This is a genomic window from Pseudomonas sp. JL2 (genome assembly GCF_031570495.1).
GTDB lineage: Bacteria > Pseudomonadota > Gammaproteobacteria > Pseudomonadales > Pseudomonadaceae > Aquipseudomonas > Aquipseudomonas rhizophila.
The window spans coordinates 300,064-316,437 of record NZ_JAKUDH010000004.1 but is presented as its reverse complement, the minus strand read 5'-3'; the positions used below and the strand labels follow the sequence as shown (position 1 = coordinate 316,437).

17 protein-coding genes are annotated in these 16,374 nt (G+C 60.3%); 6 read left to right on the top strand and 11 right to left on the bottom strand.

All coding sequences use genetic code 11. From position 1 onward, the window contains the following. Positions 1 to 164: 164 nt before the first annotated feature. From MKS85_RS08865 to MKS85_RS08855, 3 genes are all read left to right on the top strand, one after another. On the top strand, positions 165 to 425 hold the full coding sequence (locus tag MKS85_RS08865) for a hypothetical protein (RefSeq protein WP_139049492.1): 261 nt from the start codon (positions 165 to 167) through the stop codon (positions 423 to 425). Continuing rightward, a complete protein-coding gene (locus tag MKS85_RS08860; protein WP_188252068.1) occupies positions 422 to 1,186 on the top strand; it encodes a Fic family protein in 765 nt (254 codons plus the stop codon). Before MKS85_RS08865 ends, MKS85_RS08860 begins: the two co-directional genes overlap by 4 nt. Positions 1,187 to 1,450: 264 nt before the next feature. Then, on the top strand, positions 1,451 to 1,729 hold the full coding sequence (locus tag MKS85_RS08855; RefSeq protein ID WP_139049490.1) for a short-chain dehydrogenase: 279 nt from the start codon (positions 1,451 to 1,453) through the stop codon (positions 1,727 to 1,729). Positions 1,730 to 1,868: 139 nt separating this feature from the next. Here the strand turns inward: MKS85_RS08855 and MKS85_RS08850 are convergent, their stop codons facing one another. The 6 genes from MKS85_RS08850 to glcD form a co-directional block, all read right to left on the bottom strand. Continuing rightward, positions 1,869 to 3,566 (bottom strand): L-lactate permease, encoded by a 1,698-nt coding sequence (locus MKS85_RS08850; protein WP_188252067.1) that lies wholly within the window; start codon positions 3,564 to 3,566, stop codon positions 1,869 to 1,871. A 249-nt stretch (positions 3,567 to 3,815) separates the two neighbouring features. Then, a complete protein-coding gene (locus MKS85_RS08845; RefSeq protein ID WP_188252066.1) occupies positions 3,816 to 5,993 on the bottom strand; it encodes a malate synthase G in 2,178 nt (725 codons plus the stop codon). Between the two features lie 78 nt (positions 5,994 to 6,071). Continuing rightward, entirely contained in the window at positions 6,072 to 6,473 is a 402-nt protein-coding gene (locus MKS85_RS08840; RefSeq protein WP_047228253.1) for a heme-binding protein, read from the bottom strand. Between the two features lie 12 nt (positions 6,474 to 6,485). Next, a complete protein-coding gene (gene glcF / locus MKS85_RS08835; protein ID WP_047228252.1) occupies positions 6,486 to 7,703 on the bottom strand; it encodes a glycolate oxidase subunit GlcF in 1,218 nt (405 codons plus the stop codon). Positions 7,704 to 7,705: 2 nt separating this feature from the next. Then, positions 7,706 to 8,764, bottom strand: a complete 1,059-nt coding sequence (gene glcE / locus MKS85_RS08830) for a glycolate oxidase subunit GlcE (protein ID WP_047228306.1) — start codon at positions 8,762 to 8,764, stop codon at positions 7,706 to 7,708. Between the two features lie 5 nt (positions 8,765 to 8,769). Beyond that, on the bottom strand, positions 8,770 to 10,269 hold the full coding sequence (gene glcD, locus MKS85_RS08825) for a glycolate oxidase subunit GlcD (RefSeq protein WP_188252065.1): 1,500 nt from the start codon (positions 10,267 to 10,269) through the stop codon (positions 8,770 to 8,772). Between the two features lie 251 nt (positions 10,270 to 10,520). Here glcD and glcC point away from each other — a divergent pair, with 251 nt between their 5' ends. Both glcC and MKS85_RS08815 read left to right on the top strand, forming a co-directional pair. Next, positions 10,521 to 11,294 carry a transcriptional regulator GlcC gene (glcC, locus tag MKS85_RS08820; RefSeq protein ID WP_047228250.1) on the top strand — a complete coding sequence of 258 codons (774 nt, stop codon included), beginning with the start codon at positions 10,521 to 10,523 and terminating at the stop codon, positions 11,292 to 11,294. Positions 11,295 to 11,395: 101 nt separating this feature from the next. After that, a complete protein-coding gene (locus MKS85_RS08815) occupies positions 11,396 to 11,557 on the top strand; it encodes a DUF2986 domain-containing protein (protein ID WP_076383854.1) in 162 nt (53 codons plus the stop codon). Between the two features lie 146 nt (positions 11,558 to 11,703). Here MKS85_RS08815 and MKS85_RS08810 read toward each other — a convergent pair whose 3' ends face one another. Then, complete coding sequence (locus MKS85_RS08810) at positions 11,704 to 13,002, bottom strand: SLC13 family permease (RefSeq protein ID WP_188252064.1); 1,299 nt, start codon at positions 13,000 to 13,002, stop codon at positions 11,704 to 11,706. Positions 13,003 to 13,036: 34 nt separating this feature from the next. Then, the gene (locus MKS85_RS08805) at positions 13,037 to 13,861 is read right to left on the bottom strand and encodes an amidohydrolase (protein ID WP_188252063.1); all 825 of its coding nucleotides are present in this window, start codon (positions 13,859 to 13,861) and stop codon (positions 13,037 to 13,039) included. Between the two features lie 167 nt (positions 13,862 to 14,028). Between MKS85_RS08805 and MKS85_RS08800 the strand changes: the two genes are divergently transcribed. After that, positions 14,029 to 14,766 carry a GntR family transcriptional regulator gene (locus MKS85_RS08800; RefSeq protein WP_107322040.1) on the top strand — a complete coding sequence of 246 codons (738 nt, stop codon included), beginning with the start codon at positions 14,029 to 14,031 and terminating at the stop codon, positions 14,764 to 14,766. Positions 14,767 to 14,822: 56 nt separating this feature from the next. Here MKS85_RS08800 and MKS85_RS08795 read toward each other — a convergent pair whose 3' ends face one another. From MKS85_RS08795 to MKS85_RS08785, 3 genes are all read right to left on the bottom strand, one after another. Beyond that, complete coding sequence (locus MKS85_RS08795; protein ID WP_139049483.1) at positions 14,823 to 15,188, bottom strand: VOC family protein; 366 nt, start codon at positions 15,186 to 15,188, stop codon at positions 14,823 to 14,825. A gap of 106 nt (positions 15,189 to 15,294) precedes the next feature. After that, positions 15,295 to 15,696 carry a PaaI family thioesterase gene (locus MKS85_RS08790; RefSeq protein WP_188252062.1) on the bottom strand — a complete coding sequence of 134 codons (402 nt, stop codon included), beginning with the start codon at positions 15,694 to 15,696 and terminating at the stop codon, positions 15,295 to 15,297. 75 nt (positions 15,697 to 15,771) lie between these two features. Continuing rightward, on the bottom strand, positions 15,772 to 16,347 hold the full coding sequence (locus MKS85_RS08785) for a GNAT family N-acetyltransferase (RefSeq protein WP_223194535.1): 576 nt from the start codon (positions 16,345 to 16,347) through the stop codon (positions 15,772 to 15,774). Positions 16,348 to 16,374 lie beyond the last annotated feature (27 nt).

Sequence of the window (16,374 nt, the reverse complement as noted above, 5' to 3'; positions counted from 1 at the left end):
TCCACATGAATTCCGAGCGGTTGTGAGTGAGACGGGGCCCGGCGGATCCTCGGCAACATTAATGCAATCGACATGGCGGATTCGGTTTGATATTGGCTTGGCGGCCGGTGAAGACAGAAAAACCACTCCATGCTATGGTTTGGCTGTAAGTAGAGGACTTTCCGATGATCCAAACAACTGCTGACAGCGTCGCAAATCAGGTCCGTAGGCTTGCTAAAGCCCATAAGGTCACGACTGAAATTGATGGCATCAGTCGTATGGCCGTGACTATCACCCGCTTGGCTGGGGATGGCGTCACGCTCGACGCAATTGAACAGTTGCTCGTCAATCTAAAGAGAAAGGGTATTCTGAGCAAATCTGAGATATTGACGCTCCAAGGACGCTATCTTCAAGAGAAGAGGCGTTCCAAGAAACTGAGCGCATGAGTTTTGATCCGTTTGGCGACTTCGAAACGGCTGGATATCTGCGAAACTCGCTACAGCTCAAGGATCCCCTTGAAGTAAAAGAATCCGAACATCTTTCGTTTGAGTCGAGTATCGAAGACGCCCTTGCCTATTTGGCGAAGAAAAGGCCCATCGACTACAAGTCAGTACTCAACGTTCACAAGATCCTCTTCTCGGGCTTTTACCCGTGGGCAGGGCAAGATAGGTACGAGCTTGTACCTCACCTTGCAGTCTTCAAGGGGTCACACCACGATCCCCGCAGCACCGCCTTCGAGCGCCCGGACCTCATCAAAATGTCCGTTGACTATGCGCTGAAGCTGGCAGCCGATACAAAGCGCTTTAGAGATCGCCCTGGCGAGGTGATGGGCCAGCTGGCTTTCGCACACCCCTTCCTGGACGGCAACGGCCGCACGATTCTATTGGTCTTTATGGAACTCTCCTATCGAGCCAAATTTGCCATCGACTGGTCAAATACAAGCAAGGATGACTACCTGCGGGCACTCAGCGACGAAATTCGAGAGCCTTTCAAGGGGCATCTCGATCACTATCTGAAGCCGTTCATAATGGAAATATCCAGTCGTGATGAGTGGCCAGAAACGATCAACGGCATCAGAGGCTTGGATGGCCTGGATAAGGAAGACATCACTTACGCAAGCCTCGACAACCCGCAAGTCCAGCAGATCTACAAGACGTACCGGGCACAGCCAATCAATTCTCAGGCCTCTCCTGACTCGGATGACTGAAAAAACCGCAAACCGACTCGGGCATAGTTGCTTTCACAGATCCAGGCAGCCGGAGCGATTGCTTCGATTAGGGGCTGAGTTGTAAGACGTGTAGCCCAGACACATACAACCAAGGCACCGTCCTACAAATGATTGGGAATCCCCTTCCCTATCAATCCCTTGCGTAGTTTTTGCGGTGGCACCTATAGTCTGGGCGTCGCCCAAATGGCGACCGGGTTTGGCGACTCGATTGACACAATTCCTTCACCAACACAGGGAATTGATATGAACCAATACATGAGCCTTACCAGCAACGCCGACGACCAACCCCTCTACGTCGATACTTGCGCCCCGCTACACATCCTGCTCGATGCAGCCGCCTACCGAATCCGTGCCGCTACTCAGTTCCTTGAGAACTTTGCGATGCGCGATGAGCAGAGCGTCGACCCTGCGACTCTTCAGGATTTGGCACAGCTTTGCTGCATTCCGCTGCGTGACGGTTGCGACGTGATGGATGTGATTGCCAGGCGGCTGGATGCGGCGCCGGCGGGTACCCTTCTATAAAACGCCAGACACTACAAAGCCCCTGATCCATCACGAATCAGGGGCTTTCATTTACACCTGTCAACAGATGCGCTGGTTTAGCTCAGGCGGACTCGCCTGACCGAAGCTGCCCGCCCCATCGGCGGGCAGCCTGCAGGTTTCAGGACTTCGTCAGCGGATCGCTGATACCCAGCAGATAGAAGCCGATCATGCCGATGATACCGGCCAGGACGATGTAGTACAGCGTCGGCAGCATGGTCTTGCGCAGGGTGATGCCTTCGCGCCCCAGCAGGCCGACTGTCGCCGACGCCGCCACCACGTTGTGGATGGCGATCATGTTACCGGCCGCCGCACCTACCGATTGCAACGCCACCATCAGCGCGCCGGAGATGCCCAACAGTTGCGCGGTGTTGAACTGGAACTGCGCCAGCATCAGGTTGGACACGGTGTTGGAGCCGGCGATGAATGCGCCCAGTGCGCCCACCGCCGGGGCGAAGAACGGGTACACGCTGCCGACACTGTCTGCGACCAGACGCGCCATTGCCACCGGCATCGACACCAGGTCCGATCCGTTCACCCCTGAGTTGATCAGGATACGCACCATCGGGATGGTGAAGATCAACACGAAACCGGCGCCCAGCAAGGTTTTACTCGATTCGCTCACGGCCGCTACCAATTCGCTGGCGCGCATGCGGTGCAAGAAGAATGTCATCAGCGCAACCACGCAGAGCAAACCACCTGGCAGGTAGAGCAGTTCCAGGCTGGCGGACACGCCCGTCTCCCCCAGAATGTCTTTGGCCCCGAAGCTCAGGGACAGCAGCCAGGCCTTGAGCGGTGGAATGTTGCGCGACAGCACCAACAACACGGCCAGCAGCACATAGGGTGCCCAGGCCATGGGGACGGAAATCGCTTTTTTGCCGGCCATGTCGTCGAGCTTCATCTCGATCTTGCCCATCCACTCCGCTGGCCACTCGCTGGCCGGGGCAAAATCCCAGGTGGTCTTGGGCAACAGGAAGCGCGCTTTGGCAGCCGGGATCACAATGCTCAGGCCCACCAGGGCACCAATCATCGAGGGGAATTCCGGACCGAGAAACACCCCAGCGGCGGCGTAAGGGATGACGAAGGCGAGGCCGGTGAAGACCGCGAACGGTGCCATGACCAGGCCTTCGCGCCAGGATTGGTTCTTGCCGAAGAAGCGCGTCATGATGCTGATCATGATCAGCGGCATGAGAATCCCGCAAAGGGCATGGATGATCGCCACCCGCGAGACGATCAAATGGAAGAACACGTCCCAGTTGCTGCCCACAGCAGCCAGTTGCGCGCCAAGACCGGTCTGGTCAAGGCCGCCTGTGACCCCGACCACCATGGGCGTACCGACGGCACCAAAAGACACCGGCGTGGACTGCACCAGCATGCCGAGTACCACCGCGGCCATGGCCGGGAAGCCCAACGCGACCATCAACGGCGCGACTACCGCCGCAGGTGTGCCAAAGCCCGAAGCGCCCTCGATGAAGCAGCCGAACAGCCAGGCCACGATCAGCGCCTGGACCCGACGGTCCGGGCTGATATTGGCAAAGCCACGGCGAATGGAGCTGATGCCGCCGGAATGCTTGAGGGTGTTGAGCAACAGAATAGCACCGAAAACAATCCACAGAATCGCCGCCGTCAGGACGAGGCCCTGCAGCGAGGACGCCAGGACCCGATTCAACGTCATGTCCCAGGCCCCGAGGCCGATCAACGCCGTCAGTACGAAGACCACGGGCATGGCGTATTTGGCTGGCCAGCGAAAGCCGATCAGTAACACGCCCGCCAGTACCAGCGGCACGAAGGCCAGGATGGACAGCAGTGTTTGACTCATGGTTTTGGTTCCTTTTTATTGTTGTGAACCACAGTTTGCCGGGGGTATCCGGCGCCACGCATCCAGAGCACAGATGCTCCGCGAACCGCGTCGACAGGGGATCACCCGTCGCCGCGCTCATGCTCAAGGGCCCCGGCAGCCATGGGCTGTCGGGGCCTGTTGTATTGCGCCCCCGCTAAAGCAGGGGCTTTCGGGGTTGCGATCACGATGCACACCGCAGCCCCTCGACGATTGCAGAGCGTGTCTCCCTCAGGCCTGTTGCTTGAACCGCAGACGCCAGGCGTGCAGCAGCGGTTCGGTGTAGCCGCTGGGTTGCTCGCGGCCCTTGAACACCAGGTCGCAGGCGGCCTGGAACGCCATCGAGGCGGCATAGTCATCGGCCATGGGGCGATACAGCGGATCACCGGCGTTCTGCTGATCGACCACCTTGGCCATGCGCTCAAGGCTTGCGCGCACCTGAGCTTGGCTAACGACGTTGTGGTGCAGCCAGTTAGCAATGTGTTGGCTGGAAATACGCAGGGTGGCGCGGTCTTCCATCAGGCCGACGTTGTGGATATCCGGCACCTTGGAGCAACCCACGCCTTGCTCGACCCAGCGCACCACATAACCGAGGATGCCCTGGCAGTTGTTGTCCAGCTCTTGCTGGATCTGGCTGGCGTTCCAGTCAGGCTCGGCCACCACCGGCACGCTGAGCAGGCCATTGAGCAGGTCGTCGCGCTGACTGTTGAGGTCGATGGCTTCCAGCTCGCGCTGCACCGCCTGCACATCCACTTGGTGGTAGTGCAAGGCATGCAAGGTGGCGGCGGTCGGCGACGGGACCCAGGCCGTGTTGGCGCCGGCCTGGGGATGGGCGATCTTCTGCTCGAGCATGGCGGCCATCAGGTCCGGCATGGCCCACATCCCCTTGCCAATCTGCGCCCGACCACGCAGACCGCAGCTCAAGCCAACCAGCACGTTGTTGCGCTCGTAGGCCTGGATCCAGGCGCTGCTCTTCATGTCGCCCTTGCGCAGCATCGCGCCGGCCTCCATGGCGGTGTGCATCTCATCACCGGTGCGATCGAGGAAGCCGGTGTTGATGAAGGCCACCCGCGCCGCCGCGCTGGCGATACACGCCTTGAGGTTGATACTGGTGCGGCGCTCTTCGTCCATGATCCCCATCTTCAGGGTGTGCCGGGGCAAGTGCAGCAGGTCTTCGATGCGCGTGAACAACTGATCGGCAAAGGCCACTTCAGCCGGGCCGTGCATCTTCGGTTTGACGATATAGATACTGCCGGTACGCGAGTTACCGTGGCGCTGAAGGTCATGCAGAGCGATCAAGCTGGTCATCACCCCGTCGAGGATGCCTTCGGGGATCTCGTGGCCTTCGCCGTCGAGGATCGCCGGGTTGCTCATCAGGTGCCCGACGTTGCGCACAAACAGCAACGAACGGCCGTGCAGCTTCAAAGCACCACCAGCGGCAGCGGTGTACTCGCGGTCCGGGTTGAGACGGCGCACGATGGATTTGCCGCCCTTTTCCAGCGCTTCGCTGAGGTCGCCTTTCATCAGGCCGAGCCAGTTGCGGTAGATCAGCACTTTATCGGCCGCATCGACCGCCGCGACGGAGTCTTCGCAGTCGAGAATGGTCGACAGCGCGGACTCCACCAGCAGATCCTTGACCCCTGCGCCATCGCTGGCGCCGATCGGGCTGCCGGCATCGATCTGGATTTCCACGTGCAGGCCGTTGTTTTTCAGCAGCACCGCTGTCGGCGCGCTGGCCTGGCCCTGATAACCGACGAACTTGTCGGCCTGGGCCAAACCGGTCTGGGTGCCGTCAGCCAGGGTCACCTGCAGTTGCCCCTCACTGACTCGGTAATTGACCGAGTCGGCATGCGAGCCCATGCGTAAAGGCGCGGCCTGATCGAGAAACGCACGGGCGAAGGCGATGACTTTGTCACCACGCACCTGGTTGTAACCCGGGCCCTTTTGAGCACCACCGTCTTCAGCGATGGCATCGGTGCCGTACAACGCATCGTACAAAGAGCCCCAGCGCGCATTGGCGGCGTTCAACGCGTAGCGGGCATTCATCATCGGCACCACCAGCTGTGGACCGGCCTGGTGGGTGATCTCGCTGTCGACGTTGGCGGTGCTGACCCGCACCGTGTCTGGCTGCGGCAACAGGTAGCCGATGGACTCGAGAAAATCGCGATAGGCCGACATGTCGCTGATCGGGCCTGGGTGCGCGCGGTGCCAGCTGTCCAGCTTCGCCTGCAGCGCATCGCGCTCGGCCAGCAGCGCACGATTGTGCGGCGCCAGGTCATGCACCAGGGCGTCGAAGCCGGCCCAGAACGCCTCGCGTTCAATCCCGGTGCCGGGCAGCACTTGCTCGTCGACGAAACGTTGCAGGTTGATGGCCACTTGCAGGCGCTGGCAGTTCACGCGATCAGTCATTTTCACTCTCCAAAAAACAGTAGGTGGCCGGCGTCAGATGTCAGCGCGGCTCACTGAACAGGCGCCTAGCCCTTGTAATCAGCCCAATGCGGCGATACCGGCTTTGGCCACTTGGGCGTCCTGATCGGCCTTGACCCCGGAAACGCCCACCGCGCCAATCACCTGGCCGTCGACAATCACCGGCACACCACCTTCCAGCGAAGTCAGCAGCGGCGCGGACAGGAACGCGCTACGCCCGCCATTGACCATGTCTTCATAACCTTTGGTTTCACGACGCCCGATGGCGGCGCTGCGGGCCTTCTCGGCGGCGATGTAGGCGGCGATCGGTGAGCAGCCATCCAGGCGTTCCAGGGCCAGCGGATGCCCGCCGTCGTCGACCACGCTGATGCTCACGGCCCAGTGATTTTTCTCCGCTTCACTGCGGGCAGCGGCGAGGATTTTGCTGACTTCGGTCTGGCTCAATACGGCTTTGCTAAGCATGCTGTTCTCCGGTTAATTCAGGGCTTCTTCGACCAGTTCGATCCAATGTCGCACAGGGGTACGACCGGCGCCGTCGAGGTGGGTCTGGCAGCCGATGTTGGCGGTGACAATCGCCTGCGGCTTACCGCTTTCCAGGGCATTGAGTTTGTTGTCGCGCAACTGCCTGGACAGCTGCGGCTGGGTTAACGAATAGGTCCCGGCGGAGCCGCAACACAGGTGACTGTCGGGCACAGCCGTCAAACCGAACCCGAGGCGAGCGAGCACGCTTTCCACGGCGCCCCCCAGCTTCTGCGCATGCTGCAGAGTGCAGGGGCAATGGAAAGCCACGCGCTTGTCGGCATGCACACCCAGTTGCTCCAGAGGTTCGACGCTGAGCACTTCAACCAGGTCTTTGGCCAGCGTACTGACGCGCCTGGCTTTCTCGGCGTAGGCCGGGTCCTGCGCCAACAGATGGCCGTAATCCTTGACGAAGGCGCCGCAGCCGCTGGCGGTCTGCACAATGGCCTCGGCGCCCTGCTCGATGGCGGGCCACCAGGCATCGATGTTGCGCCGCGCACGCTGCAAGCCTTGCTCTTGGGCGTCGAGGTGGTAGTCCACTGCGCCGCAGCAACCGGCTTCATTGATCGGCGTGACGCTGATGCCGAGGCGATCGAGCACCCGCGCCGTGGCGGCATTGGTGTTAGGTGCCAGGCCAGGCTGCACACAGCCCTCAAGCATCAGCACACGGCGTGCATGGCGTGGCTCGGGGCGGGGTTTGGCGGCACTGGCGGTGCGCGGCAATTTGGCCTTGAGGCTGGCCGGCAACAGCGGACGGAAAACCTGGCCAACCTCAATCAGCCCTTTGAACAGCCGCGCATGGGGCACCACGGCACGCAGGCTTTGACGCAATACGCGCTGAGCCAGCGGGCGCGGAACGGCGGCATCGACTACCGCGCGGCCGATATCCAGCAGATTGTGGTACTGCACGCCCGACGGACAGGTGGTCTCACAGTTGCGACAGCTCAGACAGCGATCCAGGTGCAGTTGGGTCTTGGCCGTGACTTCGTTGCCTTCCAGCACTTGCTTGATCAGGTAAATGCGCCCGCGCGGGCCGTCCAGCTCATCACCGATAAGCTGGTAGGTCGGGCAGGTGGCGTTGCAAAAGCCGCAATGCACACAGCTGCGCAGGACGCGTTCGGCTTCCTCGGCGCGCGGCAGGTGCTTGGCCTGTTCACTCAGATGGGTCTGCACAACTACACCTCGCGATACATACGGCCAGGGTTGAAAATGCCCTGGGGGTCAAGCTGGGTTTTGAGCTGTCGGTGGTAGCGCAGCAACGGGGTGGCCAGCGGATGGAATGGACTGTCGCAGTGGCCGGCGGTGAAACAGGTGGCGTGGCCACCGGCTTGGGCGGCGATCTGGCGGATCAACGCGACATCGGCATCGGACTTGAGCCAGCGTTGGGCGCCTCCCCAGTCGATCAGTTGCTCACCGGGCAGCGCCAACACGCCGGTGTTGGTCGGCACCGACAATCGCCAGAGCGGGCGCGGGTCCGCGAAGAAATCCAGGCGCTGCTCGCGCAGGTCAACCCAGTACGAGCTCTCAAGCAGCTCACCGCCGAGACGCTCACGGGCCGCTGCGACCGAGCCTTCACCACCTTCCAGGCGCAGGTGCAAAGCCTGACCATCATGGCTGGCGGCGCTCAGCGAAATGGGTTGCTGACCCCACTCGGCCAGTTTGCGCAAGGCCAGCGCGGCGTCCATCTCCAGCCGCAGACTCAGGCACTGGCGCGGCTTGGGCAGCACTTTGAGCGACACCTCGGTAATCACTCCCAGGCAGCCAAAGCTCCCGGCCAGCAGCCGCGACAGGTCGTAGCCGGCGACGTTCTTCATCACCTCGCCGCCAAAGCGCAGGTGCTTGCCCGTTCCGGTGATCAAGCGGGTGCCCAGGACCAGGTCACGAACCGCGCCGGACCAAGGCCGGCGCGGGCCCGAAAGACCTGCCGCAACCATCCCGCCGAGGGTCGCGGCGCCACCAAATTGCGCAGGCTCGCAGGTGAGCATCTGTCCGGCCGCGTCCAGCGCCGCCTCCAGCTCAACCAGCGGCGTGCCGGCGCGGGCGGTGATCACCAACTCGGTCGGGTCGTAGCTGACGATGCCGCGGTGGGCACGGGTATCGAGCACTTCGCCTTCGACCTTGCGACCGAGAAACGCCTTGCTGTTACCTCCCTGAATGCGCAACGCCGTAGTACTGTTGAGGGCGTGATTGACTTGTTCCAGCAACGCCTCGCTGGCGTCGCAGTCGTGCTGCATCACCATCAGAAGCGCTCCAGTTCAGGAAAGGGCAGTTGGCCGTGGTGCACGTGCATGGCGCCGAATTCGGCGCAGCGGTGCAGGGTCGGAATGTTCTTGCCGGGGTTGAGCAGGCCACGCGGGTCGAATGCTGCCTTCACCGCGTGAAACAGGGTCAGTTCGTCACTGTTGAACTGAACGCACATCTGATTGATCTTCTCGCGCCCCACCCCGTGTTCGCCGGTGATGCTGCCGCCCACCTTGACGCAGAGTTCGAGAATCTTGCCGCCCAGGGACTCGGCCCGCTCCAGCTCGCCGGGTTGGTTGGCATCAAACAGAATCAATGGGTGCATATTGCCATCACCGGCATGGAACACGTTGGCCACACGCAGGCCGAACGCCTCGGACAGCTCACTGATGCCCTTGAGCACCCCGGGCAGTTCGCGACGTGGAATGGTGCCGTCCATGCAGTAATAGTCCGGCGAGATACGCCCGACGGCCGGGAAGGCATTCTTGCGCCCGGCCCAAAACTTGACCCGTTCAACCTCATCGCGGGCCATGCGCACTTCGGTGGCGCCGGCCTCGCCCAGCACCGAGCGGACACGCTCGCAGTCGTCGTGCACGTCGGCCTCCACACCGTCCAGTTCGCACAGCAGGATGGCCTCGGCGTCCACCGGATAACCGGCGTGTATAAAGTCCTCGGCGGCGCGAATGGCCAGGTTGTCCATCATCTCCAGGCCGCCGGGGATGATGCCGGCCGCAATGATTTCACCCACCGCGCGCCCGGCTTTCTCCACCGAATCAAAGCTGGCCAGCAACACCTTGGCCACCTGCGGCTTGGGCAGCAGCTTGACCGTGACTTCAGTGATGATCCCCAGCATGCCTTCGGAGCCGGTGAACAAGGCGAGCAGGTCGAAGCCGGGCGAATCCAGGGCCTCGCTGCCCAAGGTCATGCGCTCGCCTTCAACTGTGAGGATTTCCACCTTGAGCAGGTTGTGCACGGTCAGGCCATATTTGAGGCAGTGCACGCCTCCGGCGTTCTCGGCGACGTTACCGCCAATCGAACAGGCGATCTGCGAGGATGGGTCCGGTGCGTAATACAGGTCGTAAGGGGCGGCAGCCTGGGAGATGGCAAGGTTGCGAACGCCCGGTTGAACACGAGCGAAACGCCCTTCTGGATTGACTTCAAGGATGTGTTTGAAGCGCGCCATCACCAGCAAAATCCCCTGGACCAACGGCAGCGCACCACCGGACAAGCCCGTCCCTGCCCCGCGTGCCACCACAGGCACACCGCGTTGGTAACAGAGTTTGAGCAGGCGTTCGACTTGTTCGATGCGCTCAGGCAATACCACCAGCATCGGCGTGGTGGTGTAGGCAGAGAGCCCGTCGCACTCGTAGGGTTTGAGGTCTTCCTGGGTGTGCAGCACTTCCAGGTCAGGAAGCTGCTGGCGCAGTTCCGCCAGCAGCGCTGACTTGTCCACTTCAGGCAGCGCCCCATCAACGCGCTCGTCGTACAAAATACTCATGGCAGGCTTTCTCGCTTTATTGTTCTTTTGTGCCGCGCCGGTAGCGAGCCGGGCTGCTTGTTATGCGCTATATGTAGAGCCTTGCAGGGTAGTCGTCTATCACCGGATGAACTGGTATGACCAGTTTATTCAAGCCAACCTCTAACCCGTCTTTGCCAAGAGCCTTACTTATAAAGGGGTTAGTGGCTATATTGGGCGCAGCGTGAATGACCATTTAAAACTGGTACTACCAGTTAGCCGAGGCTCTTGACATGCTCGAAGAAACATCCGCCGTTCGCCGCCAGGTCAGTGATGTGGTCGCCGAGCGGATCGAACGATTGATCGTCGATGGCGTGCTCAAGGTGGGCCAGGCGCTGCCCTCGGAGCGCCGCCTGTGCGAAAAACTGGGAATATCCCGCTCGGCCCTGCGTGAAGGGCTGAAAGTGCTACGCGGGCGCGGCATTATCGAGACCGCCCAAGGCCGTGACTCACGGGTGGCCACGCTGAACGGGAACCGCGATGCCAGCCCACTGATGCACCTGTTCAATTCGCAGCCGCGCACCCTGTTTGATCTTCTGGAAGTGCGCGCACTGCTGGAAGCCGAATCAGCACGCCTGGCCGCCTTGCGCGGCACCGATGCAGACTTTGTCCTGCTCACCCGGCGCTACGAAGAAATGCTCGCCGCCCACAGCCAGCCCGTACCTGCCGAACCGCGCGAACATGCCCGCCTCGACCACGCCTTCCACCTGGCGATCTGCGAGGCCTCGCACAATCCGGTGTTGCTGCACACCCTGCAGTCGTTGACCGATTTGATGCTCAGTACGGTGTTCGCCTCGGTCAACAACCTCTACCATCGCCCCATGCAAAAACGCCAGATCGACCGCCAGCACACCCGGCTCTATCACGCCGTCATCGAGCGCCTGCCAGAACAAGCTCAGCGCGCTGCGCGCGAACACATCCACAGCATCCGCGACAACCTCAAGGAGATCGAACAGGAAGAGCAACGCCTGGTACGTGCGACCATGCGGCTTGAGGGTTGGGGGTAGGTTTCTGGGTAGCGGGGCCGGCTGGGAAGCGCAAAATCAATGCGTGGTTTCACACCAAACTGTCACCATCATCCAAGACTTTGCAAACCGAGTAGAAAAGTATGAATCGTCGTAAAAAAATAAATCAGTTACTGAAAGCTCACGCAAAAAAGGCGAGTGCCAAACTGGCCCCGCCGAAGAAATCCAAATACATCAGTAAGGCTGACCGGTTAAAACTGGCTGCCGAGCCCGCTCCAGAGTCAGTCATAACCCCTGAGAGCTGAGTCTTCGATCTTAAGCGCCAGTCGCATCAGCAATGGCGGTGAAAGTGGGGCTGCTGCGCAGCCCAGCGGGAGCAAGCTCCCTCGCCACAGTGGTTCAGGCAGGTCTTGAGTGAATTGCACCTCCCAGACCTGCCAAAGCAAACTCTTCAGATAAAAGTCAGCGCAAGGTTAAACAGCATCGCCGCGACGAAGCCGATGGGCGCGGCACGCAGCAGCAATTGGGGAAACAGCCGGGTTCGGCTCTGCTCATCGGCGCAGGAGCTCAGGATCAGGCTGCCGCCGGAGGAGAACGGCGAGATAGAGGTGGCTTGGGCGCCAACCACGATGCTGATGAACAGCACCATGGGGTCGATCGACATGGCGGCGGCCAGCGGCGGCACCATGGGGAACAGTGCGGGTGTAACCACTCCCAAGGTGCTGGCGAAAATCGACATCAGCGCAGCGACGACACCGAACACCAGGGCTACCAGCACCGGTGGGATATTGCCGCCAATCCACGATGCCAAAGCGTCGATAGCGCCGGCCTTGATCGCCACCGAAATCAGCATGCCCACACCACAAATCATGATCAGTGTGCCCCAAGGCAGCGAGGCGATGGCTTTGCGCTCGTCGCCCAGCTTGAGCATCAGCGCAATCACCGAGAACACGCTGGCGATCAGGCCGATGTCCACCTTCGAGTTGACGAACGTCACCGTAGCATTGTCCGGGAACAGGATGTGCGCGATAGGACCGGCCAACACAATCAGCATCATCAGCAAGGTCAGCCACAAGGTGATTTTCTGCTCACGGTTGAGCGGGCTCGGCGTCTCGATCGCGACCGCCGCGCTCTTCAGCGCACGGCCGTGGCCGGCGAAGAATACGAACGCGGTGATGACCACCAGCGGAATGACCATGGTACTGGCAAAGATGGCCAGGCCATTGATGAAGGCTTCACTTTCAGGAACACCCAGGCCGGTCATCAGGCCTCGGAAAATGATACCGCTCTGGCTGGACACGAAGTTGGCACCGCCCAGGGCCCCGTAGTTCACCGCCATGCCACCGAGTATCAGGCTCATGCCCGTGCGCTGGCACAGCAGCAGCGTCAGCGGGGCCATGAAAGCGAGCACCGTGTAGTAACCCGCACCGAGCCCGGCAATCAGGCAAGCGGTCAGGAACACCGCATAAGGCAGCAGGTGCGGCACGTTACGACAGAGATAGAGCAGGTGTTCGGCCAGTTTCTCCAGCGTGCCGTTGACGATGGCGAAGCTGTAGAACAGGCAGACCGAGAAGATGATGAAGAAAATCTTCAGCGGCCACATGGCGATGATTTCGGAAGGACTCAAGCCCATGCCGAAACAGCCCAGTAGATAGGCAAAGGCGATGGCGAACAGGCCGATGTTGATTTTGGTGGTGTATCCCAGCGCGACAGCAAGAACGATCGCGGCGACGACGTACAGGCTCATCATGATGTGTGTTCCGTATTATTTTGTTATGGGGAGTTCAACGCGTCGACGCAGCAAAGCCGAACAGGGTTGTGGGGTTATCCACCAACACCTGCCGGCGCTCCACCGGGTCGGGAAACAAGGCATGCACAAAGGCCAATTGCGCGTCATAGCCGGTGCGCGACTCGAACTGGGTATGGGGCCAATCGCTGCCCCAGACAAAACGATCGATACCGCCACATGCCTGGCGCAATTGCGCCAACACGCAAGCCGCGCGGGGCAGGTCTGACTGACTGCGATAGGCGGCAGACAACTTGACCCACAGCCGGTCCTCGCCGAGCAAGGCCAGGAAGCCCTGATGGGCGAGGTTACTCGGGTCGATACCGTTGGACGGAAGACCGAAGTGATCCACGACCACCGTGACGCCGCTCGCCAGAACGAACGGTACAACCAGGACCAAGGCGTCGAAGCCGCACTGGATTTCAACCTGCCAGCCAAGTCGGGCCAGTCGCTGGTAAAACGTCTGCCAGCGTACATCGATGTAGTCCTGCGGCGCCTTGCCGATCAGATTCAAGCGAATGCCTACCACGCCAGCGTTGGCCAAAGCTTGGAGCTGTGCATCCTCGATGTCCGGTTCGACCACCGCGATGCCTCGCAAACGTTGCGGATAACGTTGCAGGGCCTCGACCATGAAGCGGTTGTCGGTTCCCAGGAAGCTCGGCTGGATGAGCACGCCCTGGGCAAGGCTGCAGCGATCCAGATGCCCCAGATAGTGCTCGGCCAAGGCGTCGTAATCAGGGCTGTAGCGACGATCACTCGCCATGGGCAAGTCATGTCGGAATATGTGGGCGTGAGTATCTATGCCTTCGAACGACAGGGACATCAGGAAGCTGCCTTTGTTGATTTTTTGTGGGAGCCCGCCAGGCATGTAAGGTGATTACAGACCTGAAATTCATATAGATGACTGGATGACCATATCTATAAACAACCATCCCTGTCAACGCGCCCAGTGAGGTAAAGTGGCGCATTGCTTGGATTTGGATTGACGGTATGGCCCTTACACACCTTGGACATGACGAGCGACTGCCGCTCTATCAACGACTGCGTGAAGAGATGCTGGCGAAAATCGCCGCAGGCGAATGGCTGCCCGGTGAAGCCATTCCCACCGAGGCAGAACTGACCCGCCACTACGGCGTTGCGGTAGGCACGGTACGCAAAGCGGTGGAAACGCTGGTCGGGGAAGGGTTACTGCTGCGCGTCCAGGGCCGTGGCACGTTCGTGCGCCGGCCCAACTTCGACGGTTCACTGTTTCGTTTCTTTCGACAGGTCGATGCCAGCGGTCAATCGCAAGTGCCGCAAAGCCGCATCCTGAGTCGCACCCAGGAGACCCCGGACGCCCACGTGCGCCAGGCGCTGAATCTGACCGAGCACGACGCCACCATCCGCTTGGAGCGCCTGCGCCTCATGAACGGCCGGCCGCTGTTCCACGAGCAGATCTGGCTACCGGCCGCTCAATTCGGCGCCCTGCTCGACACCGACCTGAACGACTTCGGCACCCTGCTCTACCCCTTCTACGAAGAACGCTGCGGCATGCGCGTCGCATCAGCCCGGGAAACCCTCACCGTCACCTCGGCCGATGAGCCACTGGCCGCCACGCTGGGAGTCTCCGCCGGCAGCCCAGTGGTGGTAGTTGAACGGGTGGCCCTGGGCTACGACCGTCAACCCCTGGAATACCGACTGTCGCGCGGCGCAGCCGACACTTTTCGCTATCAGGTGGAGATTTGCTGAGTTTCGCGCGTCCACGACAACAAAATCATCGCCGTTGGCGTGCATTTTGTGAAAGTTCAGCGGCATGCAAACGCTCTACTGGAAATAGAGATGGTGTTGCCATCAGGGTCTTTGGCATTGGCGAATGAATAGCCGTCGGCCTTGTGGGTGGCGCCAAACTTCAAGCCTTGGGCCATGCACTTCTCCTTGAAGCCCTCAACATCCCGGGTATCAAAAACCAGCTTGACTGTGACTTGTCCCGTTTTAACGCTCTTCCCTGCCGCATGAACCATCAGAATCGCGCCACCGTTTGCAGGCTTCAATTCCGTGACGCGATCATCGGCATGCTTTTCACTGAAAAAGCCGAAATGTTGCTCATAAAAAGCGCAGGTTGCCGGGACGTTCCGTACGTACAGCATGATTCGATTAAGTGTCGGTTCCATGTGTTCTTCCTTGATCACTGCTGACGGTGAAACTAAGCACGCTGTGCATCATCGCAGCGGGGCTTGGATGCAAAGCTCGACGTTTGTAGTGCGTCTCCAGATGCTTTCAACCAACCACAAGAAAAGACGCACTGGCTCGTACCACGCGCTCCTCCCCAGCGCTTATATAGGTATTGGCGAAAACCAGTCGGCTACCGGACTTTTGAATATCGACAGCCGCCTCCAACCAATCACCGACCTTAGCGGAGCCTGCGAAATCAGTGGTCATTGTGGTCGTCACGAGCTTGAGGGGCGGATCTTTCGCGAAGGCAGCGCTGTAGCCCAAAGCAATGTCAGCCAGCGCCATGAACAACCCTCCGTGAGCGAGTCCACGCGCATTGGTGTGTTTCTCCTCGACCCGAATCCCAACGGTGAATCCTTCGGCGTTTTCCCGATAGTAGAAAGGGCCCAGTAGATCAAGAAAAGGACTGCTCCGAAATAACGGTTTGAAATCCTGTGGAATATCCATTTCTTTCACTCCTTTACCCTGTAGGCATATTCAGGTCCGGCGACTGTAATTAATGGTCGTCAAAAGCGACCAGACTCATTGCTCCCTGCTCAATGGCCCCAAAGCCGCTTTTTTCTCAAGCCATGCTTCCCGCGTCATTTCCCAAACTTCCTTTAGCAACGACCCACAGACAAAATCACCCTGCCGCGTTGCAATCATGCGCATGCCTTCGTGTTCCGAAACTTTACGCGAAGCATGATTGCCCACCGCCTTGGGGACTTGCATGTCGGGACGCCCCAGGGTTTCAAACCAATAGGCGTTGATAACCTCACAGGCCTCGCGCATGTAGCCCTTTCCCTGCCATTGAGGCGCCAGCCAAAAGCCTCGGTTGTTGCCCGGTTGATCGTACAGGCTGATGCTGCCGATGCAATGTGCCGGATCTTCGCAAGTGCGGATCATCCAATGCCACTCGCGCCCGGCCGCAATGGCGGGAAGCGCATGGTCGCGAACGTACGTCAGCGCGCCGTCTTCCGGATAGGGCCATGGCACGCGACTGTCGAGATAACGCACCACTTCCCAATGAGGAAACAGCTGTTGGATAGCCGGTGCATCGGCCAGTTGTAAAGGCGTGAGGATAAGACGGCGGGTCTGAATCGTGGGGGTGGTTTCCATCATGGATTTACGCATGATGATCGTGCG

Coding starts and splice junctions, on each gene's coding strand:
- MKS85_RS08865 (WP_139049492.1), top strand. CDS start 165: ATGATCCAAACAACTGCTGACAGCGTCGCAAATCAGGTCCGTAGGCTT.
- MKS85_RS08860 (WP_188252068.1), top strand. CDS start 422: ATGAGTTTTGATCCGTTTGGCGACTTCGAAACGGCTGGATATCTGCGA.
- MKS85_RS08855 (WP_139049490.1), top strand. CDS start 1,451: ATGAACCAATACATGAGCCTTACCAGCAACGCCGACGACCAACCCCTC.
- MKS85_RS08850 (WP_188252067.1), bottom strand. CDS start 3,566: ATGAGTCAAACACTGCTGTCCATCCTGGCCTTCGTGCCGCTGGTACTG.
- MKS85_RS08845 (WP_188252066.1), bottom strand. CDS start 5,993: ATGACTGATCGCGTGAACTGCCAGCGCCTGCAAGTGGCCATCAACCTG.
- MKS85_RS08840 (WP_047228253.1), bottom strand. CDS start 6,473: ATGCTTAGCAAAGCCGTATTGAGCCAGACCGAAGTCAGCAAAATCCTC.
- glcE (WP_047228306.1), bottom strand. CDS start 8,764: ATGCAGCACGACTGCGACGCCAGCGAGGCGTTGCTGGAACAAGTCAAT.
- glcD (WP_188252065.1), bottom strand. CDS start 10,269: ATGAGTATTTTGTACGACGAGCGCGTTGATGGGGCGCTGCCTGAAGTG.
- glcC (WP_047228250.1), top strand. CDS start 10,521: ATGCTCGAAGAAACATCCGCCGTTCGCCGCCAGGTCAGTGATGTGGTC.
- MKS85_RS08815 (WP_076383854.1), top strand. CDS start 11,396: ATGAATCGTCGTAAAAAAATAAATCAGTTACTGAAAGCTCACGCAAAA.
- MKS85_RS08810 (WP_188252064.1), bottom strand. CDS start 13,002: ATGATGAGCCTGTACGTCGTCGCCGCGATCGTTCTTGCTGTCGCGCTG.
- MKS85_RS08805 (WP_188252063.1), bottom strand. CDS start 13,861: ATGTCCCTGTCGTTCGAAGGCATAGATACTCACGCCCACATATTCCGA.
- MKS85_RS08800 (WP_107322040.1), top strand. CDS start 14,029: ATGGCCCTTACACACCTTGGACATGACGAGCGACTGCCGCTCTATCAA.
- MKS85_RS08795 (WP_139049483.1), bottom strand. CDS start 15,188: ATGGAACCGACACTTAATCGAATCATGCTGTACGTACGGAACGTCCCG.
- MKS85_RS08790 (WP_188252062.1), bottom strand. CDS start 15,696: ATGGATATTCCACAGGATTTCAAACCGTTATTTCGGAGCAGTCCTTTT.
- MKS85_RS08785 (WP_223194535.1), bottom strand. CDS start 16,347: ATGGAAACCACCCCCACGATTCAGACCCGCCGTCTTATCCTCACGCCT.